General features: G+C 62.7%; 20 protein-coding genes. 18 read left to right on the top strand and 2 right to left on the bottom strand.

The window, feature by feature from the left end; translation table 11 throughout:
* Positions 1-314: 314 nt before the first annotated feature.
* Together B0G75_RS29315 and B0G75_RS29310 are read right to left on the bottom strand one after the other, a co-directional pair.
* On the bottom strand, positions 315-1568 hold the full coding sequence (locus B0G75_RS29315; protein WP_106313537.1) for a hypothetical protein: 1254 nt from the start codon (positions 1566-1568) through the stop codon (positions 315-317).
* Positions 1561-2433 carry a fatty acid desaturase gene (locus B0G75_RS29310; RefSeq protein ID WP_258194756.1) on the bottom strand — a complete coding sequence of 291 codons (873 nt, stop codon included), beginning with the start codon at positions 2431-2433 and terminating at the stop codon, positions 1561-1563. The genes B0G75_RS29315 and B0G75_RS29310 overlap by 8 nt, the downstream gene beginning before the upstream one ends.
* Positions 2434-2716: 283 nt before the next feature.
* Here B0G75_RS29310 and B0G75_RS29305 point away from each other — a divergent pair, with 283 nt between their 5' ends.
* The 18 genes from B0G75_RS29305 (at position 2717) to B0G75_RS29220 (ending at position 19305) form a co-directional block, all read left to right on the top strand.
* Positions 2717-3115 (top strand): ACT domain-containing protein, encoded by a 399-nt coding sequence (locus B0G75_RS29305; RefSeq protein WP_106313535.1) that lies wholly within the window; start codon positions 2717-2719, stop codon positions 3113-3115.
* A gap of 241 nt (positions 3116-3356) precedes the next feature.
* Positions 3357-3893: a hypothetical protein gene (locus B0G75_RS29300; RefSeq protein WP_106313534.1), complete on the top strand. Its 537-nt coding sequence runs from the start codon at positions 3357-3359 to the stop codon at positions 3891-3893.
* Between the two features lie 67 nt (positions 3894-3960).
* Positions 3961-4242: a helix-turn-helix transcriptional regulator gene (locus tag B0G75_RS29295; protein WP_374956928.1), complete on the top strand. Its 282-nt coding sequence runs from the start codon at positions 3961-3963 to the stop codon at positions 4240-4242.
* On the top strand, positions 4235-4519 hold the full coding sequence (locus B0G75_RS29290) for a hypothetical protein (RefSeq protein WP_106313533.1): 285 nt from the start codon (positions 4235-4237) through the stop codon (positions 4517-4519). The genes B0G75_RS29295 and B0G75_RS29290 overlap by 8 nt, the downstream gene beginning before the upstream one ends.
* Positions 4520-4864: 345 nt before the next feature.
* Positions 4865-5464 (top strand): hypothetical protein, encoded by a 600-nt coding sequence (locus B0G75_RS29285; RefSeq protein ID WP_106313532.1) that lies wholly within the window; start codon positions 4865-4867, stop codon positions 5462-5464.
* Positions 5464-6135, top strand: coding sequence for a lytic transglycosylase domain-containing protein (locus B0G75_RS29280; RefSeq protein WP_106313531.1), 672 nt, complete (start codon positions 5464-5466; stop codon positions 6133-6135). The genes B0G75_RS29285 and B0G75_RS29280 overlap by 1 nt, the downstream gene beginning before the upstream one ends.
* A 119-nt stretch (positions 6136-6254) precedes the next feature.
* Positions 6255-6524: a TrbC/VirB2 family protein gene (locus B0G75_RS29275; RefSeq protein ID WP_374956930.1), complete on the top strand. Its 270-nt coding sequence runs from the start codon at positions 6255-6257 to the stop codon at positions 6522-6524.
* Positions 6525-6540: 16 nt separating this feature from the next.
* Positions 6541-6897, top strand: coding sequence for a type IV secretion system protein VirB3 (locus tag B0G75_RS29270; protein WP_106313529.1), 357 nt, complete (start codon positions 6541-6543; stop codon positions 6895-6897).
* Positions 6887-9364, top strand: coding sequence for a VirB4 family type IV secretion/conjugal transfer ATPase (locus B0G75_RS29265; protein ID WP_106313528.1), 2478 nt, complete (start codon positions 6887-6889; stop codon positions 9362-9364). Before B0G75_RS29270 ends, B0G75_RS29265 begins: the two co-directional genes overlap by 11 nt.
* Positions 9361-10524, top strand: a complete 1164-nt coding sequence (locus B0G75_RS29260) for a type IV secretion system protein (RefSeq protein WP_106313527.1) — start codon at positions 9361-9363, stop codon at positions 10522-10524. Before B0G75_RS29265 ends, B0G75_RS29260 begins: the two co-directional genes overlap by 4 nt.
* A 14-nt stretch (positions 10525-10538) precedes the next feature.
* Entirely contained in the window at positions 10539-11234 is a 696-nt protein-coding gene (gene virB5, locus B0G75_RS29255) for a P-type DNA transfer protein VirB5 (RefSeq protein ID WP_106313526.1), read from the top strand.
* Between the two features lie 183 nt (positions 11235-11417).
* Positions 11418-12122, top strand: coding sequence for a virB8 family protein (locus B0G75_RS29250; protein ID WP_106313525.1), 705 nt, complete (start codon positions 11418-11420; stop codon positions 12120-12122).
* Positions 12119-12949: a TrbG/VirB9 family P-type conjugative transfer protein gene (locus B0G75_RS29245; protein WP_106313524.1), complete on the top strand. Its 831-nt coding sequence runs from the start codon at positions 12119-12121 to the stop codon at positions 12947-12949. Before B0G75_RS29250 ends, B0G75_RS29245 begins: the two co-directional genes overlap by 4 nt.
* Positions 12942-14186, top strand: coding sequence for a type IV secretion system protein VirB10 (virB10, locus tag B0G75_RS29240; protein WP_106313523.1), 1245 nt, complete (start codon positions 12942-12944; stop codon positions 14184-14186). The genes B0G75_RS29245 and virB10 overlap by 8 nt, the downstream gene beginning before the upstream one ends.
* A complete protein-coding gene (virB11, locus tag B0G75_RS29235) occupies positions 14183-15301 on the top strand; it encodes a P-type DNA transfer ATPase VirB11 (protein ID WP_106313522.1) in 1119 nt (372 codons plus the stop codon). The genes virB10 and virB11 overlap by 4 nt, the downstream gene beginning before the upstream one ends.
* 7 nt (positions 15302-15308) lie before the next feature.
* Positions 15309-15710, top strand: coding sequence for a hypothetical protein (locus B0G75_RS29230; RefSeq protein ID WP_106313521.1), 402 nt, complete (start codon positions 15309-15311; stop codon positions 15708-15710).
* Complete coding sequence (locus tag B0G75_RS29225) at positions 15707-17443, top strand: type IV secretory system conjugative DNA transfer family protein (RefSeq protein ID WP_106313520.1); 1737 nt, start codon at positions 15707-15709, stop codon at positions 17441-17443. The genes B0G75_RS29230 and B0G75_RS29225 overlap by 4 nt, the downstream gene beginning before the upstream one ends.
* Complete coding sequence (locus B0G75_RS29220; protein ID WP_106313519.1) at positions 17440-19305, top strand: PriCT-2 domain-containing protein; 1866 nt, start codon at positions 17440-17442, stop codon at positions 19303-19305. The genes B0G75_RS29225 and B0G75_RS29220 overlap by 4 nt, the downstream gene beginning before the upstream one ends.
* The last annotated feature ends 1 nt before the right edge of the window (position 19306 follow it).

Here is a 19306-nt window from a genome sequence, read left to right as displayed (position 1 = left end):
TCCGCGGTGAGCATGGACATCCTCGCGGCGGAGTTTGCCTCGTAAAAATCGGCGTGAGCCGGTTGTGTGTCCAATGCAGACAGGGTGCTCTCGAATGCAACAAAGCACAGAAGCAATGATATATGGCCGCTCCACAGTTCGTTTGGCCGTAGACTACAACTTGTCGTTGCTGCCATGCGAGAAGCGATGGGGTCATCGGCAAACAGCACATTCATTGGTTCGTAATGCGCGACGCCGACACGCGGTGTTGGGGAGGAGCACGCCGCCTATGCGATCGGCGAACCTTTGCTACCTGTCCGTCAGGGCTTGATGGTTTATTCGTTTTCCTGACACGCAGCCGAGCGGGAATGCAACAGCAACGCAAGCAGGAGCACGGGAAGAATGGAAATGGCAAAGACGCTGAGTTGGGAGATTGCCTTCAGTCCAGTCCATGTCGCGAGATAGACCGCGATTGCCACGCCGGCCCCGATTACCAACGTCGCGTTAGCGCACCTGTCGGAAATCCGACGATTCAGCAGCGTGAGCCCTAACAAAGGGCCAACGGCGGTAAGGTAGACCACGTTCAGATCGATCATCATGTCGACCAGGCTCTGTCCGTGCCTCGCCACAATCGTAGCAAACGTGATCAGCAGGATGCGTGACCAGATCGGGCGGGCGGTAGAGTTCGGGCCGAGAGAGGCCGTAGCGTCAGCCATCGCTCTCAGAATCGAGCAGCCGGCACCGAGCGCGGTTGTGAGCAAAACAGCGATGACCAGCGTTCTTGCGGTGTTGGCCGAGTCTCCGGCGAGGGTGTGAATCAGCACAACGGGTATCGCTTGAATCGGGTCGACAAGGCGTTGCAGATGCCATACGGGGGAAGCTGCAATGACCGCGGACGCCGGCAGGAAGCCGATCAGGAACACGAACCCTGCTGCGAGGAGACAACCGTTTCGCGCCATCGCTGGCGTGCGCGCCACGAGCACGAACTGCTGATAGTCTGCGCCACAGATGACCATGAGCACGACGGACGCGACCGTGAACCCTGTATGGTCCAGCGTCGCGCCCTGAAGTCCATCCAGAAACTGGACGGGGGCATGCAGCCACACGTCGAGTCCACCGGTCAGGAATAGCGCGCGCACGAGCACGACATTGCATGCGAGCATGCAGATCGCGAACGCTGCGGCAAGCCACGACAGTCGCAATGTCGAAAGATAGATCAATAAGACATTGACGAGCAGGAGCGCGGAAGTCGGACCGATGCCGGCCAGTGTGAGTATCGCTGTTCCCCCCCGGATCTGTGCAGCGAGTACGCCGGTCATCCATACAAGGGAGAGCAGGGCCACTGCGCGGCCAACTGAAGTGCCGTAGATCTGGTCGAGCCTCGTCCAGATAGATTGTCTCGTTATCGAGAGGCCACGTGCGCATGCGGCGAGCGCGACTAGGCCCAGAGCGCTGGCGATCGCATAGAAACAGCCGACCATTCCTTCTCGGAGCGCGAGTTCGCCGGTGCCAAGGAGAAAGCCCGTACCGCAGCTTGTGGAAACGAGCAGGCTAGCAACCTGAACCGATTTCAAGGTGCGGTCAGACATGGGCCGCCCCCCACTTCGTTACGCTGGCACGACCCCCTTTGATGTAGGAATCGCAGATGATCGCGCGTCGATTGAACGCGGGAATCTGTTTCAGATGGGCGTGAAATTCGGGCAGGTCAAGGTAGGGGATGTGCGGAAACAGGTGGTGTGTCAGGTGATAACCGTTGTGATGCGGATGCATGACGACTGAACTGAGTCCGTGATCCGGAATGTCTCGCGTATACGAAAAAACTCCACCCGGTTCGAGCCCGTAGTGATCGGTCATTTCGCGAAACGTTGTGATGGCGTGGAACACCGTCGCGCGCGCGGCGATCCATAGCGCAAAAAACAGCAGCGCGAAATGCGCCCCGACGGTGACGTCAAGCAGTGCTTCGAAAGCGGCCCACCACAGCACGATGGCGAGCTTCTGACGCAGCGCGAGGCGCCTGTTGATGAAATGCCCGAAGACCGAGCTAACCCAGATGGATGGGGTGGTCAGCACGCGCAGATAGACGCTGAACCAATGATCACCGGCGTGCGTGACGCTGGAGAGATAGTCCGGATCCTGAGCCGGGTCGCCGAGCGAACCGTGATGCCAGGCATGCTGGAGGCGGTAAAGCGTCAGCTCGTTGAAGAGCGGTGGTGCAAGCAGGACGCCGGCGATGCGGTCGTTCACGTCGCGGCTGTTGCTCAGGTTCTGGTGTCCGCCCTCGTGCAGGAGGTTACCCAGCGCCCGCTGGCGGTTGCCGATCACGAAGATCGCAGCGATACTTGCCCAGACCCCAATCCGATAGGCAATCCAGACGGTAAGGCATATGATTGCCCAGTCCGTGACGATGTCCGAGAGCGATCGCCACGTTCTGGCGCGCGAGGTTTTCCAGTCCATGCCTGCTAGATCCAGGGCGGCGTGCATGGCCGCCTGATCGGCAATGACGGATGATGATGCGGGTGATCTCATCGCAGGCTCCTTGTGATTATGTGAACCCCGGCGGGTCCCCGATCCTTGAATGCGTATCTGTTCAGTAGAAGCTTTGATCTGATCTTAGTCGGTCGATCCTGTCCGGGCGGCGGCAGTTAAAAATGCTGCCCGGTGTGTAGCATTTTTAAACTCATGACCCGTGTGCCACGCAAGGCATGGCATAACGTCACCATCAGCGGAGGGTGGAAAGTTGAGTGAAAAGGACCTTGCAAAGCTGTGTGCGACGCTCAGTCCTGTCATGGCGGAGGCGACCTATGTCTATTGTTCGTTTCCAGAGTTCACTGTGCCTACCGGGTTACTGGCCTTCTGCATCATTCGCGAGCGCGAAGGCCTGACAGCGATCATCGAGCGTGATGAAGCGCTGCGGCGCGGACTCGCCTATACCTACGACGCCCGTCTCATCACCCTGTCAGTCCACTCCAGTCTGGAGGCGGTGGGATTTATCGCGGTGATCAGCCGCAAGCTCGCCGGGGCGGGCATCTCATGTAATGTGATTGCGGGCTACTACCATGATCACATCCTCGTGCCCGTCGAGAAAGCCGAAGAAGCGATGACGCTCCTGCTCGAAATCGCCGCTTCGTCTCGTTGACGCGCACCTGGCCGGATGTAAAGGCTTTGAAATCCGGCTCGTTATTTTTTCTATACGCCGGGCAATTTTCGTTTCCCGGGCAGGCTCTGGCTTGCTGCGCGGCTACGCAATCAATAGATTAATGGGAGATCAGGGGAAGGGTGCGGCCCCTGCAACGGGGGATGTGAGTCCTGATCAAGCCGTGATTGGGGCATCGATGTGGATATCGAACGTTCCCGTGCCGCACTGGAGAGGAGGGAGGATGTTCGAATCGGATAATGACCATGTGGCGCAAGGACCAAAGGATCAGAGCTCGACACTTGAGCTTGAATACTGGCAGCAGCGTAGTGAAGAAGCACAGGCGCTAATTGCGCGCCTGACAGCGCGTCTGAGGGGGCGCGAGCGCCGTATTGCCCGTCTGGAGCTTGCGATCTCCCGGACCGTGGTGATGCATCACGTCTGGGCGTCACATCTTGAACGCAGACTCGAGCGCCTGCCTTTCGCGCTTACCACTGTCGGGGACGACACACCGTCCGTGAAAGCCGCGCAAGAGCGCGGCGTGACAGTACACCTTCCTCATCTGACGCGAACGCTCGAGGCGCTCTTTGAGGTCATGCGGGAGTACTGGTCGGAGTGGGAGCCGGATCGCCCGCCGAAATCCTCAACCGTTGCGCGCGCGATCGATGAGCGACTCGGGCTCAAAGGGCAGGCCAACGGCGAGGCGTCGCGTAGTGCGCAAACCTTCGCCGCCGCACTGAGACCGGACTCGGTCAACGAATCAGATGGACGTCATCGCTGAATTGGCCTTCCGACGGGGAGGTCCGCCGATATGACGGAATTGCCCGTCAGGCTCCTCGACTGCTTGAATGAGACCCATGCAGCAACTCTTTCGAACAGGACAGCGGAGGTTGGCTATGTCGGTCCAGTTAAGGGGAACAGGCGCAATACTACGACGCGGGCAGGTCGAGCGGGAAGTTGGCCTGAAGCGTTCGACAATCTATCAGCGGATGCAGGAAGGGACATTCCCGCGCCCGGTCCGTCTCGGCGAGCGCGCGGTTGGCTGGCGCGCATCGGACATAGAGCGATTCCTTGAGGACCCGGCGGGGTATCGCGTCTCGTCGCCTGCCGATGAGAGCCGCGATGCCTGAAAACGACAAGCAGCGCTCTATCGATGCGCGCCTGGATAACTGGGCGAGCGCCAGTCGCGGCTCTTACGATCCGCTCGATGCCCAGTGCGTCGAGCATGCATGGCAGCGTCTGGCTACACGTCAACGTGAACTGCTGCGCATGGCGTATCTGTGGCGTGCCGGTCGCGAGGTGATATGTCGACGGTTAGAAATTCCGCGACATCCCTGGCACGGGTACGAGCTTGAGCTGTCGTCCGCAAAGCGGGCACTGGCGAGCCTGCTTGCAGAGAAGTCGTGACCTGAAGTGTCGGGCTCCATGTTGAAAAAAGTGCGGTTGATCGTTGCGGAACGAGTTCGCGCTTCGCCAGTAATGCTCTGGAAGTAATTCGACAACCTGTTCCGGCCTATGTGTGACATACGCGGCCGAGTACGCATTAGCGGCCCCGATGTATCGACGGATGCGTGTGAGCATGGTGGTCGTTTTCCGATCCGGGATCAGCGTTCGCAGGTCCTTCTGTTACTTGCCCGATCGTAACGACTGATCCCCCTTGAGCCCGCGGTTTGCCTCCCCGGCGCCGCGGGTTCCTTTTTTCCCCATCCGGTTTGACACGTCGGCGTCGCATCGATGGGAAGGAAGCGGATCATGAATATGCCTCGGTTGAAAACTGATGGATGGCGGCTGAACGGGATTCGCCGCATCGTGCATCGGTGCACGCTTGCCCTGACAGTGTTCGCCGGCACGTCCGTTCTCGCGCCGGGCGTGGCGCACGCGGATGACTGGGGCTGTCTGGTGCTGCTTTGCCTGTCCAACCCGGGCGGCCCGGAGCAGTACGGTGCATGCGTGCCACCGATCGAGCGACTATGGAGTGCGCTGCGGCATGGCGATGCGTTCCCGACCTGTGACTTGGGAGCGGGTGGGCCGCAGAGAACGTTCGCTACGAATACGTTCGCGAGCGGGGGCTATTGCCGGGAAGACCTCCTCTACTGGGGCGGCCCGGAACAGAGCGAACTGATGTGCCGTGCCGCGGGCGCGATCAATGTCGAGATCGACAACCAGCTCTATACCCGCGTCTGGTGGGATGTCGCGGATGCGGGATCGACCGTCACCGAGTACTACGGCACCGGCAGTACGCAGGTGCCGTCTCAGGTGCCCGCCGAGATGCCATACGACCCATCGCAGTCTGCTGCGCTCTTCCTGCGGCAGAGCGAACAGCAGAACAGCGCCGGCGGCAGGGGGCACTGATGCTGCCGCTCGATTTTGCCACGCTCGTGCAGCAGTGCGCCCCCCAGGTCTCGCCGGTCTCGATGGCCGCGATCGTGCGGACGGAGTCCGGATTCAATCCGTATGCGATCGGTGTCGTGCACGGTCGACTGGTGCGTCAGCCGGCGAACCAGACTGAAGCCGAGGCCACCGCCCGCGCGCTTGCAGCTGGCGGTTGGAACTTCAGCGTCGGTCTCGCGCAGGTCAATCGCGCGAACTGGGCGGCGTATGGCCTGAACGAGCAGCGCGCCTTCGATCCGTGCCGCAACCTGGCCGCGGGAGCAGCGATCCTCGAGAGCTGTTTTACCGCAGCGCGGGCTGCGCGGACCGATGGTCGGCGCGATCCACAGGCCGCGCTGCGCGCGGGCCTGTCGTGTTACGCGAGCGGCAATTTCTCGGCGGGGTATCGCACCGGGTATGTGCAGCGCGTGGTCAATAACGCCCGCCTGCTCGCGTCGATTCCCTCACATACCGTCGTACCGGCGATTGAAGCCATTCCGGTTGTTCCGACTGGACCGGCTGGTCCTGATGAGAGGGCCATGCCCGATGCCCGGACTTCCCCACAATCAGCGAGGCACCGGCTGCCGGGTCCGCGAGATACCGCATCCGGCACGAATGCCGATGATCCGCGCGGTAGTGCGGTGGTGTTCTAGCCCAGTCTCTCTTCGATAGCAAATTCAGTTCACGTAGAAAGGAGTTCATCATGAAGTTAGGAATCCATATCAGAACGACGAAAACGGGACGCGTGCCAATCACGCTTTCTGACCGTCGGATGGCGCAGTGGGTTGCTGTCATCACGACTGCGCTGCTCGTGGCGTCGCCCGCGTGGGCGCAACTGTCGCAGGTCAATACGCTGCTGGGCACGATCCAGACGACCCTGCTGGGTGTCGGCGGTGTGATCTGCTCGATTTCGATCATCTGGGCGGGCTTCCGGATGATGTTCCAGCATGCGCGATTCGGCGATATCGCCAACGTGTTTATCGGCGGTCTTTTCGTCGGCTGCGCGACGGTGATCGCCGGCATGCTGATTCCGACGAGCTGATCCAGCGCGAGCAACCATGAACCCGATCACGAATTCGTCAATTAATCGGCTCAGGGACCCCGTTTTCAAGGGATGCACGCGGCCCGCGATGCTCTGGGGTGTACCGCTTGTGCCATTCCTTATGATCGGTGGCGGCATGCTGATCCCCGCCATATGGGCGTTGCCTGCCAGCCCACTGCTCGGTGTCGGGCTTCTCTTCCTGATGATCCCCGTGTTCGTCGCCATGCGCGTGGTCACACGTCGCGATGACCAGCGTCTCGCGCAGTACGCGCTGCGCCTGCGCATGGTCCTGCGGCAGGGTAATCGGCGCTTCTGGAGCGCGCGCGCCTACACGCCGGTTCGCCTGAAGAGGAGGGGCCGACATGCTGGCTGATCCTACACACGGTCCGAACCACGGCGCCGTTGCCAGTCGCGAAGTGGCGCTTGCCGACTACATCCCCTACTCGGCGCATGTTACCGATCAGGTGATCAGGACGAGCGAGGGCGATTTCCTGCGAATCTGGAAGGTTGCTGGTATCGGATTCGAGGCTGCCGATCCGGTGGACGTCCTCGTTCGTCACGATGGGTTCAACCAGCTCGTGCGTGCGCTGCCCGGTGGGCACACTGCACTCTGGTCACACCGTCTGCGCCGGCGTGTGTCAGACCACTTTGACTCGTCTTATGGCAACCGCTTCTGCCAGGAACTGGCCACGCGTTACTACGCGAGTTTCGCGGGCTACCGGATGATGGCGAACGAACTGTATCTGACACTCGTCTATCGTCCCAACCGCACGAAGCTCGGGCGTGCCTTTAGCCGCGCGGCGCGCCGCACGCGTGAGGACATCCGGCACGACGAACAGGAAGCGCTGAAAGTGATGGACGAACTCGGCGCCCAGGTCGAGTCGGGGCTGAAGCCCTATGACCCGGTGGCGCTTGGCGTCTATCTCAGGACGAGTCCGTTCACGAAGCGGCCGCGCCGGTATTCGTCTGCGCTGGAACTGCTCGGCTATCTCGTCAACGCCGTCTGGGAGCCTGAGCCGGTGCCTTCTGGCGTGATTCGGGAGGCATTGCCGACTTCCCGTCTGTTCGTGGGTGTAGAGAAGGTCGAGATGCGCATGCCAGCCATGACGCGCTACGCCGCGCTGCTGGACCTGAAGGACTATCCCGAAGAGACCGAGCCGGGGACGCTCAATGGCCTGCTGTATGGCGATTTCGAGTACATCGAGACACAGAGCTTCACGATCCTCGACAAACCCGGTGCGAAGGAAACACTTGAGCGCCAGCGTAACCAGCTGATCGCCGGCGAGGACGTGGCCGTCTCCCAGGTCGAGGCGATGGATCGTGCGCTCAACGATCTGATCAACGGCGATTTCGTACTGGGCGAATATCACTATTCGCTCGCGGTGCTGGCCGATACCCCCGCGGCCGTCTCGAAGCACGTTGCGAGGGCCCGCACGCAGCTTGCCGATGCCGGTTTCCAGACCGCACTGATCGACCTCGTGGCGGACGCCGCGTGGTTCGCGCAGTTGCCGGCCAACTGGCGTTACCGGCCACGCGAAGCGAAGCTGACGTCCCGTAATTTCTGTGGTCTCGCGAGTCTGCACAACTTCGCAACCGGCAAACGCGACGGCAATCCTTGGGGCGAGGCGATCACGATTGTCAAGACGCCGAGCGGCCAGCCGCTATACCTGAATTTCCACGCGACGCCCGAGAAGCAGGATTCGGCCGACGAGAAGGCGCTTGCCAATACACAGATCATCGGTCAGGCCGGTGCGGGCAAGACGGTCCTCGAACTGTTCCTGCTCGCGATGGCGACGAAGTTCGGGCTGACTGCGGTGCTGTATGACAAGGACCGCGGCACCGAGATCGCGATCCGTGCGATGGGCGGCATCTATACCGTGTTCCGGCGCGGCGAAGCGACGGGGCTCAATCCGTTCCAGATGACACCGGACGAGTCCGTGCTCGACTTCTGGGAGCGGCTGGTGCGCAAGCTCGTCGATACGGGTTTGCCATTGTCCGCCAAAGAGGAATTCGACATCTCGCGCGCGGTGCGTGAAGTTGCCCGCATGGAAAAGCCACTGCGGCGGCTGTCGATGGTTCGGCAACTGCTGCCGAATGTGGGCGAGAACAGCCTGCACGCACGTCTCGCGAAATGGTGTGCGGGCGGGCGTCTGGGCTGGGTACTCGACAACCCGGCGGACACCGTGGATCTCGCACGCGCGAACCTCTTCGGGTTCGACGATACCGAACTGCTCGATGACGCGGAAGTTTCGACGCCCGTCACGATGTACCTGCTGCACCTGACGGAAAGCCTGATCGATGGCCGGCGCTTCATCTATGTGATGACCGAATTCTGGAAGCGGCTGGGGGACCCCGTCTTCACGGACTTTGCGAAGAACAAGCAGAAGACGATCCGCAAGCAGAACGGGCTAGGCATTTTCGATACCCAGTCGCCGGCGGACGTGCTGCGCAGCGATATCGCACGTGCGTTGATCGAGCAGAGCGCAACCTTCTTCTTCCTGCCGAATCCTCGGGCCGACTACGACGACTACGTGCATGGTTTCAAGCTGACCGAAGCCGAATTCAACATCGTACGCAACCTCGGCGAGAACAGCCGCATGTTTCTGGTCAAGCAGGGGCATCGGTCGGCGATCGGGAAACTCGATCTCGCCGGGCTCGGCGATGTGCTCGATGTCCTCTCGGGTACGACCGACAACATCCAACTCCTCGACACGATCCGTGCTCAGGTGGGGGACGACCCCGAGGTATGGCTGCCGATATTTCACGCGCAACTGGCGAAGCGTCGGACAACCCTGGCAACCCGGGAAACCCAGGCACTCCGTGCAGGAGGTGCGCAATGAGCGGCCTCTTTACCGCGATCGGCGGCACGCTCGAGAACGGAATGTCGACATATGTCACAAACGTTTCATCGGCGCTATCGGGCGCGCTTGTTCCAGTCGTAACGACGGCTGTGACGATCTGGGTCATCGCCTATGGCCTTGCGATCGTCCGAGGCGAGGCGCATGAAGCCGTGCCCGCATTCGCGTGGCGAGGATTGAAAGTGGCGGCCATCCTCGCGTTCGCGCTCGGCAGCGGGATCTACCAGCAGCAGGTCGTGATGGCCGTCAGCGGTGCGACGTCGGGTCTGGCCCAGACGATCCAGAACGCCGCCAATACCACGGGCGGTGGCAACCCCGGTTGCGGATCGGTGAGCGGCAGCAGCGTGACATCGACGAGCGCAACCAGTATCTACCAGACGCTCGACTGCTATGACCAGCAGATCGATCTGGTTCTCGATGCCTATTCCGAGAAGGCAACCCATGAAGGACTCAGTCCAAGCGGCCTCGCTGCCGCCATCGGCGACATCGTGTGCGGATTCATCGCGGCAGTCGGCGGCTCGATCTTCCTTATCGTGCTCGCGTTCGAGGTGGTGATGGGTCGCATGCTGCTCGACCTGGTGCTCGGGATCGGTCCGATTTTCATTGCGTGTGCCGCGTTTGCGCCGACGGCACGCTTCTTCGAAGCGTGGACCGCGAAGGTCGCGAACTATGCGCTGCTGCAGGTGCTGGTGGCGGCTTTCCTCGGGATGGCGCTGACGGCGTTCTCCACCGAGCTCGCGCCGTTCCAGGTGACGACGTCCGCACCCGGTACCAACTCGGCAGCGCTGGTGGCGGCCAGTCAGGCGGCGCTCGAAGCTGCGTCGGCGTGGGGTGCGGCGCTAGGCATGTTTGCGACGGCGATTTTCCTCGCGATGGTCGGCTGGCAGTTGCCGTCGGTGGCCTCCGGCCTGTCCGGTGGCGCGACCGTGTCCGGCTTCGGTGCGTTTGTGGCGGGTGCGGCGTCGCGGCGTCTCGCGACCGTGATCGGTCAGGTGCTTACGCGCGGCGGGAACGGTCCGCGTCCTGGCGGCACGATCCGTGACCGGACAGGCTCCGGCGACGGACCGGGAATTTCTTCAGGTGGCGTGGCGCCGGCTTACCAGCGCGCCGCGCACGCCAATCTCGGACAGCAGGGTAGTTGAGAGAGGTAATCAAGATGAAGACACGATTCAAGGTAGCCGCTGCTGCGCTCTTCTGGGTGGCAGTTTCTCCGGCGAGCTATGCCCAAGGCATTCCGGTGTTTGACGCGCAGAACGTGGCCCAGGCCATTGCGACGGTCGCGCAGCTTGAGCAGGAGGTACAGCAAGAAATCCAGATCTACCAGTCGACGATTGGCACGCGGGGCTTCGGTGCGTTGCTGGACAATCCGGTGGTGGGAAATTCGCTGCCGTCGAACTGGCAGGGCGTCTATACGGCGGTCCAGAACGGCGGCTACGCGGGTCTGACTGGCAGCGCTCAGGCGCTGCGTTCGGCCAGCGAGATCTATAACTGTGAAGACCAGGCCGGCATCGACCAGCAGGTGTGCCAGCGCGCGCTCAACAAGCCATTCCAGGACAAGGCGTTTGGCCAGCAGGCCTACCAGACAGAACTGCAGGAACTGAACCAGATCCAGAGCCTGATGCAGCAGATCGATGTCACGCAGGATCCGAAGGGTATTGCGGAATTGCAGGCGCGCATCCAGACCGAGACCACGGCGGTCGCTGACGAGATGACCAAGCTGCAGCTCTTCCGGATGCTGGCCGATACGGAAGACCGGCTCGTCGCAGAGCAGCAGAGCGAACTGGTGTTGCGCCGTGCGGGCAATACCGTCCGGCTGCAGGACCAGATGGTGCCGGCGTTGTTCGGTAACTGAGGGGGCGATCATGAAGAGTTTTCTGGTTGCATCGCTTCTTATGAATTTCGTCATCCTTATCAGTGGATGCTCTTCGAGTCCTCCAAAACCGGTCTTGCCGGATGGTTTGCATCGCGTGCCGGTCAACCGCGAACTTCCCGTTCCGCCGGTGCCGTCCGCCGCGTCGGCAGTGGGAGCCGGATCATGAGCGCGGACGACGACTATGGACGCGTGCTCGACATTGAGGCATCACTGACACACCTGCAGGAGCAATCCGAGCGACGCGCGTGGCACGTGGCGTACGGGGCGGTTGGTGTGGCCGTGCTGAGTGTGATGGCGCTCGCCGTCATGGTGCCGTTCTACCGGGTAGTGCCGTTGCCGATCGAGGTCGATCGCCTGACGGGTGAATCGCAGGTGATCGATGTGCTCGATGCGCGTCACGTGCATACGAGGGAAATCCAGGACAAGCACTGGGTTGAGGCGTACGTGCGCGAACGTGAACGCTATGACTGGGGGCTTCTGCAGATGGACTACGACAGCGTGCTCGCCATGAGCGATGACGTGGTCGCGCGCGACTACCGGGGCATTTACAGCGGCCCCGATGCGCTGGACCGGCAGCTTGGCCCGAACACCGAGCGGCGCGTGCGGATTCTCTCGACGACGCTGCCTCCCGATGAACCCGGGCACGCGGTTGTGCATATCGAGCGCACGACATTCAAAAACGGTCAGGCGAACGCCGAGCCGACGCAGCGGTTTGTCGTCACGCTGACTTACGCCTATCGACCGCCGGTTTTCACGCGCGAAAGCGTGGCCGTTGCGAATCCGTTCGGCTTCAAGGTGACGGCTTACAGCCGCGATCCTGAATATACGCCGCCGGCATCGTCGTCGAGCGCGGGAGGTGCGCCATGAAAGCGCTTCGTGTTTCGGTGCTCTGCCTTGTGGGGCTGCTGCTTCTGAGTCCGGTCGCACGAGCCTGGACCGTGCCGGGCTGGTCGGCTGACTCACGGGTGCGGCAGATCGCATATGCGCCTGACGCTGTCGTGCGCATCGATGCACAGAGAGGGTTCGCCACCCATATCGCCCTGGACCCGCACGAGCAGATCCAAGTAGTCGCACCCGGCGATCGCGATGGCTGGCAGGTGGTGGCGAACAGGGGTGACCACGACGTTTACCTGAAACCGCAGCTCGCCGCGCACAACTCGAATCTCGAGATCCGTACGGATAAACGCAGCTACAGCTTCGACCTGGTGGTACTGCCCCTGAAGGCGAAATTCGGCAACGGCGACGAGATATATCGGGTGACGTTCGTCTATCCGGACGAGCTCAAGGCTCAGACCCATGCTGAAGCAGATGCGGCGCTGATGGCGCAGCTTCTTGCCCAGCCGTCCGTGGTGCGCAACACCCGGTACTCGATGCAGGTGATGCCGCATTCGGACGATATCGCGCCGGTCGCGGCGTGGGACGACGGGCGGTTCACCTGCATCCGCATTTCGGCCAACCGGCGTATCCCGGCGATTTTCCGGGTGGCGGATGACGGCACCGAAAGCGTGGTCGACAAGCACATGGAGGACGACACGATCGTCGTACATGAAGTGGCGAAGCGCTTCGTATTGCGGCTCGGCGATGAAGTTGTCGGCATCTGGAATGACGCGTACGACATGGACGGTGTGCCGCCCAGTGACGGCACGACAGTGAACGGCGTGAAGCGCGTCCTGCGGAGTCCGGATCATGAGTGACGATATCCGCAATACGATCGAACCGGATGATCCGTCCGGCCGTCGTCCGGATGGCTCTAGCCCGAATGGCATGAACGGGTCCGCGGAGCTGCTTGATCGCGGCATGCCTGCACTCGGGCAGTACCGGGGCACACGCCCGCGCGCCTGGTGGTTGACGCCACTTGTCGTCGTTCTTGTAGCGGGCGCTGGTGCGGTCTGGACGGTTCACACCTTCCTTGCGCGCCACGATGCGGAGGCGAAAGCGCACCGCGATGCGGTGCAGGATACCGCGACGCAGGGGCGCGTTTTCAGGGACGCGCCGGTGGTCACGAGCGCGGCGTCCGCACCAGTCGCGGCAAATGCGCCTGCCGCGGCCTCGGGCCCGGTTGTCGCCCGTCCGCCTGTCGCAGTTCAGCATCCGGCGTTGGCCCGGAGTTACTACGATGCGCCGTTACTTGCGGTCGGTAGTACGCCTGGCGCCAGTGGCCAGAGAGAAGGCCTGGCGGGCGGGCTTGCTGAGGGGGGCGTTCCAGGCAACGTCGTGGACGCAGCTTCTTCGGTAGGGGCATCGGTATCCGGCCGGCCGTCGACGACACCGGGCCAGGGCGGGACAGGAGCACTTGCCCAGGCGTTGACCCCGACCGCCACGCTGCGGGTGCATGCCGGCACGCTCGGTGACCGCAGCCTGGTTCTCGCGCAGGGTGCCAAGATCGATTGCGCAGGCGACACGGCGTTCGATTCGACGGAAGCGGGGCTATCCACCTGCACGGTGACAAAGAACGTCTATTCTGACGATGGGCGCGTTGTGCTGATCGAGCGCGGTTCAAAGATCAACAGCCAGTATCGTTCGAATCTGTCGCCCGGACAGAAGCGGACGTTCATCCTCGCGGCCCGTATCGAGACGCCTCACGGCGTGACCGTCCAGATCGATTCGCCGGCAGCGGACGCGCTCGGCCGGATGGGGATTGACGGCTATGTCGACAACCACTGGCGGCAGCGAATTGGCGCCGCAATGCTGCTCGGCATCACCCAGGACGCGATCGGGTATCTGGCTACGCGAGGCGGTAACAGCAACGGGTCCGTCGTCTACGAGAACACGCAGCAGCAGGGTAACGACATGGCGACGCGGGTGCTCGACAGCACGATCAATATTCCGCCGACGCTGACCCAGAACCAGGGTGCCGAATTCACGATCGTCATCGCGCGCGACCTGGATTTCGGAACGGTCTATGCACTGCAGCCGGAGGGCGCGCCATGATTCTCCGCCCCGACATGCAGGATCGATCTGTCGACACCGTGCTTGCGCGGCTTCCCGACGATGCGTCGGTTCGCGAGCTGATGCGGCCGTTCGCGCCGCTGCTTAATGATGCCGATGTGACTGAAGTCGTCATCAACCGGCCGCAGCGCGTGCTGACCGAGACGCACCTCGGCTGGCAAGGCCACAACTGCGCTGATCTGGACTATGAGCGCCTGATGTCCTTCGCGGTGGCAGTTGCGACGCTGACGAACCAGGATGTGTCAGCGCAGCATCCAGTGCTCTCCGCGTTGCTGCCCGGAGACGGGCGCATCCAGATCGTGGTGCCGCCCGTCGTGCCGCCGCGTACGGTTTCCGTGACGATCCGCCGGCCTTCCGCACGCGAAAAGACGCTCGACGCGTACCGCGACGAAGGGCTGTTCGACGACACCGTGTGGCACCGCCCGGATGGACTCGACGCCGCATTGCCGGCGCTGCGCCCGACACATCGGAGGCTCGTGCGGTGCCTCGAAGAGCGGGACTGGTGCGCCTTCTTCGAGCGGGCTGTGACCGGCCGCCTGAACATCGTGATCGTCGGCAATACGGGGTCGGGCAAGACCAGTTTCATGAAGACGCTTTGCCGGTCGATTCCGTCGACCGAGCGGATTGTGACGATCGAGGATGTCCGCGAACTCTTCATCCGGCATATCGAAAACTGTGTGCACCTGCTGTACAGCAAGGGCGGTCACGGACAGGCGCGTGTGACGCCGGCCGATCTGATCGCGAGCACGATGCGCATGCGGCCCGACCGGGTACTGCTCGCCGAACTGCGTGGGGCCGAAGCCTATGACTTCCTGAAACTGCTGACGACCGGCCACGCCGGCTCGATCACGAGCTATCACGCATCAAGCGCGACCGTTGCAATCGAGCGCTTTGCGCTGATGGCGAAAGAGCATCCCGAAGCTGCCGCCTACGACGATGCCGCACTGAAACGCCTGCTCGCCCTGACGATCGATGTGGTCGCCCACATGGAGGTCTATCCGCTTTACGACGACGCGGGCAAACAGATCGGCAAGCGCTGGGGCATGACGGAAGTCTGGTTCGATCCGGTGTGCAAAGCGCGCAAGACGTTTTCGTGAGGCCTGCATGGACACCAACCGTCGATCCTCAATTCCTTCCTACACCGCTAATCCGATAGCCCATCATGTGCGTGTCGCCCTGGTCACGGTCGCGGTTCTGGCGACAATCACGGGGGCTCTGCTGGCCTCGCTGTGGGTTGCATCGTTTTTCCTGTACGCGAGCCTGCGGCTGAACCCGTTCCATGCAGGACTAATGGGTTGGCCACAAGCACTGCTGGCTTGGCATGACGGCCTGATACCGAACGGAGGCCGGCACCTCGCTGGCGCGGCGCTGCTGGGTGTTCTCGTCGCGGTAGGTTGCCCTGCGATGGGACTGTATTCGCTGTGGGATCGATCCGGGCGGCGGCGTCTCTATGGCAGTGCCCGGTTCGCGAGCGAAGCGGAAATCCGCGCGGCGGGGTTGCTATGAATGCGCGGACACTGATTGATGCGCCGCCCATCATCGTCGGGATATGGCGGGGGCGCTATCTGCGCTTTACCGGGCAGCAGTTCGTACTGCTCGCCGCGCCCGCGCGCTCGGGCAAGGGGGTCAGCATCGTGATTCCGAACCTGTTGAGTTACCCGGATTCGGTCGTGGTCCTCGACATCAAGCGCGAGAACTACGCGATCACGGCGGGCTTCCGCCGGGCACACGGGCAGGAGGTCTATCTCTTCGACCCGTTTGCGGAAGATGGCCGCACGCACCGGTTCAATCCGCTGTCGGCGATTTCCGATGGCCCGTTCCGCGTCGGCGACATTCTGGCGATCGGCTACGCCCTCTATCCGCCAGGTGGCCACGATGACTTCTGGAAGGACCAGGCACGTAACCTGTTTCTCGGCATCGTCCTGCTGCTCAGTGAGTGGCGTGACGCGCGGCGCACGGGCAGGGGCGAATCCATCCCTGACTACCCCGTCACGATGGGCGAGGTGTTGCGGCAGTCGTCGGGCCACGGCATGCCGGTCAAGGCGTATCTGCAGCGCGCGCTCGTCCAGCATCGCGCGCTGCTGAGCGGCGCATGCGTCGATGCGCTGAACCGTTTCCTGTCCAACGACGACAAGGTGCTGGCGAGCATTCTTGCGACATTCCACGCACCGCTTACGATCTGGGCAAACCCCATCGTCGATGCGGCAACGAGCGCCAATGATTTTGATCTGCGCGACGTGCGTCGGCGTCGCATGTCGGTCTATATCGGAATCACGCCCGATCACCTGTCCGAAGCGGCACTGCTGGTGAACCTCATCTTCTCGCAGCTCGTCAACCTGAACACGAAACAGTTGCCAGAGGCGGATCCAACGCTGCGGTTCCAGTGCCTGCTGCTGCTCGACGAAATGACGGCAATCGGCAAGATCCATATCATCGCGCGCGCCGTGGCCTACATGGCGGGCTACAACCTGCGTCTGCTTTCCGTGGTGCAGTCGATTGCGCAGCTCGAGTCGGTCTACGGCCGCGCCGACGCGCGCACCTTCCTCACGAACCACGCGATGCAGATCCTCTATGCACCGCGTGAGCAGAAGGATGCGAACGACTATTCCGAGATGCTTGGCACCTTCACCGACCAGTCGCGCAGCGTCAGTCGCCCGAACACGATGTTCGGCGGCCGGGGCGGATCGAGCGAGAGCATGTCCGAGCAACGTCGCCCGCTGCTGTTGCCGCAGGAACTCAAGGAACTGGGGCGCGACAAGGAAATCATCGTGCTGGAGAACACGAAGCCGATTCTCGCCGACCGGATCTGCTACTGGCGCGATCCGGTGTTCGCTTCACGGGTCTCGATTGCACCATCGGTGCCGGCCATGGACCTGGCACGCTTCACGGCACAGATCGAACGGCGCGTACGCGCGGTCGAGTCCGACGAGATCGATCCGGAGGGCGCGGGTCTCCTTCATCTGCCGACCGAGTACCTGGAGGTGCTGCAGGCCTGGGACCCGCGCGATCTTCCACCGCGCCTTGCCGACCTCGGTGAGGACGAGGTCACGGCCTACGTTGAACGGCACTTCATGCTGCTGGGCGTTCCGGCCAGACATATCGGACAGGCGACACGCCGGCTGTCGGTCGCAGACCTCGACATCGCGGAGCTGGTGCCGCCAAAGTCGGCACGTGAGAGGCGCGGTCCGGTGACACGTGCCGGAGCGAACACGGCAGCCATTGAGGGAGCAAGGCGATGAGTATGCCGCAGACGGACGAAACCGCCCGTGTACGGGCCGCCCTTGCTGTAATTCCGGCGGAGGACTACGGCACGTGGGTCGACATGGCGTTTGCGCTGAAGCACGGTCTGGGTGACGCGGGCTTCGAGATCTGGGACGAATGGAGTCGCACAGCCGGCAACTATGACGAGAGGGCGGCCCGCACGACCTGGCGCTCGGTGAAGGAGTCGGGTGGCAAGACACTCGCCTCGCTCTTCTGGCTCGCGCGACAGAATGGCTTTGACCTGAGACGTGGTCACTACCCGGACCGGTTGGCAACCGGGTTCGTGCCGGCTCCCGACGTGCTCGAACGTCGCGCGCAGGAAGCGGCGCGCCAGCAGGCGCGACATGCCGCTGCGGCCCGCGAGGCGCAGGAAATCTGGCAATGGGCGCGACCTATTGGGCCTGAACATCCTTATCTCGTGCGCAAGCGTCTCGAGCCCGTGCCGGCGCTGCGCGAACTTGAAGCGCCCGAGCTGCGTGCGTTGCTGGGCTATGCCCCGGCGAGCGAGGAGCGACCGCTTTCTGGGCGCGTGCTGGTCGTGCCGGTCTGGATCGATTGTGCCATCTCCACGCTCGAGCTGATTGACGAAGCGGGCAACAAGTCGTCGCTGGCCGGGGGCGTCAAGAAAGGCGGGTACTGGATGGCTGGACGTGCGCCCGTCGCCGGCGGCCAGACGACGCCGATCCTGATCGGCGAGGGCATGGCCACGATGCTCTCGGCGCATCGCGCAACGGGATGGGTAGCGCTGGCGGCGCTGTCGAGTGGCAATCTGCCGCCCGTCGCGGAATCCGTGCGCGAGCAATTCCCGGACGCGGACATCGTCGTGCTGGGCGAGCTGGGGCCAGGTGAGGCCAAGGCCAGACAGGCTGCGGACGCATCCCGTGCGCGCGTGGTGTTGCCCGTATTCGCCGTCGACGCGCAAATTGACGACAAGGCGCCAACCGATTTCAACGACATGGCGGTGCTGTCCGGGTCTGCCCATGTGGGCAAGCACCTGTGCGAAATCGTTGGCCGCGATTTCATGCCGGTCGTTGAGCGTGCCAGATTGCCAGCGGGCATGGCAAATGGCAGGTCAAACGGCAGAGAGTCGGACGAACCGATGGAGGACATGATGGGCAACGTGAAGGAAAAACTCGTCAATGCCGGGGACGACACACCGCGTCGTCACACGTCGAAGCGCAGCGCACCAAAGCCGACTATTCCGTCGGAAACACCTGAGCCGGTGACGGCATCGGCGGAGGCACAACCGGCGGGTGACCGGTCTACGGCTGTTCCTGCGGGGGACACGCCGGCTGCTGAGCCAAGGCGCTTCGCGCCGACTCGTCCGCCGGTTGGCGAACCGTTGTTCGCCGTAGGGGATGTGCCTGATGAAGTCAGGGCGCTGGCCGAACATCGGTTCGGTTCGCCACTGCGCATGGGGACACCGCGCGAGAACGGCGGACCCTACCGCGGCGAAGTGTTCAATACGGAGCGCTACCTGATTCAGGAGGTGGCGACACGCAGCGTCGTTTTCCATCCGAAGACGCAGATGGAATTCGTCTCGGAGCGGCTGCGATGGATGGATGAGAACGCACGGCTGAACGGATCGGAACTGCAGGTCGGCTACGAAGGCGATCGGCCCAGGGTCTATCCGTGGGATCGCGCGCGTGACCTGCTCGACCGCACGGTCGGCTCGCTTAAGAAGTCTGCCCGTGAACTGAATTTCAGTCCGAACCTTGAGGGCATGCTCGACCAGTTGCAGGCACGGTCATGGGTCCGGATACGCGAGGCGCGGACAGCGGCGCTCGAGCAGTCGAAGGACCGGTCGGCATCGCATGATCCGCCTCGGCCGGATCGCTAGA

Source organism: Paraburkholderia sp. BL18I3N2, from assembly GCF_003001875.1.
GTDB classification, from domain to species: Bacteria; Pseudomonadota; Gammaproteobacteria; order Burkholderiales; family Burkholderiaceae; genus Paraburkholderia; species Paraburkholderia phytofirmans.
Note: the sequence above shows the minus strand (reverse complement) of the source record. Positions and strands in the feature narration are given on the sequence as shown.

Bases quoted from the DNA above. Each gene is read 5' to 3' on its own strand.
- B0G75_RS29315 (WP_106313537.1), bottom strand. From the start codon at position 1,568: ATGTCTGACCGCACCTTGAAATCGGTTCAGGTTGCTAGCCTGCTCGTT.
- B0G75_RS29310 (WP_258194756.1), bottom strand. From the start codon at position 2,433: ATGGACTGGAAAACCTCGCGCGCCAGAACGTGGCGATCGCTCTCGGAC.
- B0G75_RS29300 (WP_106313534.1), top strand. From the start codon at position 3,357: ATGTTCGAATCGGATAATGACCATGTGGCGCAAGGACCAAAGGATCAG.
- B0G75_RS29295 (WP_374956928.1), top strand. From the start codon at position 3,961: ATGAGACCCATGCAGCAACTCTTTCGAACAGGACAGCGGAGGTTGGCT.
- B0G75_RS29290 (WP_106313533.1), top strand. From the start codon at position 4,235: ATGCCTGAAAACGACAAGCAGCGCTCTATCGATGCGCGCCTGGATAAC.
- B0G75_RS29285 (WP_106313532.1), top strand. From the start codon at position 4,865: ATGAATATGCCTCGGTTGAAAACTGATGGATGGCGGCTGAACGGGATT.
- B0G75_RS29280 (WP_106313531.1), top strand. From the start codon at position 5,464: ATGCTGCCGCTCGATTTTGCCACGCTCGTGCAGCAGTGCGCCCCCCAG.
- B0G75_RS29275 (WP_374956930.1), top strand. From the start codon at position 6,255: ATGGCGCAGTGGGTTGCTGTCATCACGACTGCGCTGCTCGTGGCGTCG.
- B0G75_RS29270 (WP_106313529.1), top strand. From the start codon at position 6,541: ATGAACCCGATCACGAATTCGTCAATTAATCGGCTCAGGGACCCCGTT.
- B0G75_RS29265 (WP_106313528.1), top strand. From the start codon at position 6,887: ATGCTGGCTGATCCTACACACGGTCCGAACCACGGCGCCGTTGCCAGT.
- B0G75_RS29260 (WP_106313527.1), top strand. From the start codon at position 9,361: ATGAGCGGCCTCTTTACCGCGATCGGCGGCACGCTCGAGAACGGAATG.
- virB5 (WP_106313526.1), top strand. From the start codon at position 10,539: ATGAAGACACGATTCAAGGTAGCCGCTGCTGCGCTCTTCTGGGTGGCA.
- B0G75_RS29250 (WP_106313525.1), top strand. From the start codon at position 11,418: ATGAGCGCGGACGACGACTATGGACGCGTGCTCGACATTGAGGCATCA.
- B0G75_RS29245 (WP_106313524.1), top strand. From the start codon at position 12,119: ATGAAAGCGCTTCGTGTTTCGGTGCTCTGCCTTGTGGGGCTGCTGCTT.
- virB10 (WP_106313523.1), top strand. From the start codon at position 12,942: ATGAGTGACGATATCCGCAATACGATCGAACCGGATGATCCGTCCGGC.
- virB11 (WP_106313522.1), top strand. From the start codon at position 14,183: ATGATTCTCCGCCCCGACATGCAGGATCGATCTGTCGACACCGTGCTT.
- B0G75_RS29230 (WP_106313521.1), top strand. From the start codon at position 15,309: ATGGACACCAACCGTCGATCCTCAATTCCTTCCTACACCGCTAATCCG.
- B0G75_RS29225 (WP_106313520.1), top strand. From the start codon at position 15,707: ATGAATGCGCGGACACTGATTGATGCGCCGCCCATCATCGTCGGGATA.
- B0G75_RS29220 (WP_106313519.1), top strand. From the start codon at position 17,440: ATGAGTATGCCGCAGACGGACGAAACCGCCCGTGTACGGGCCGCCCTT.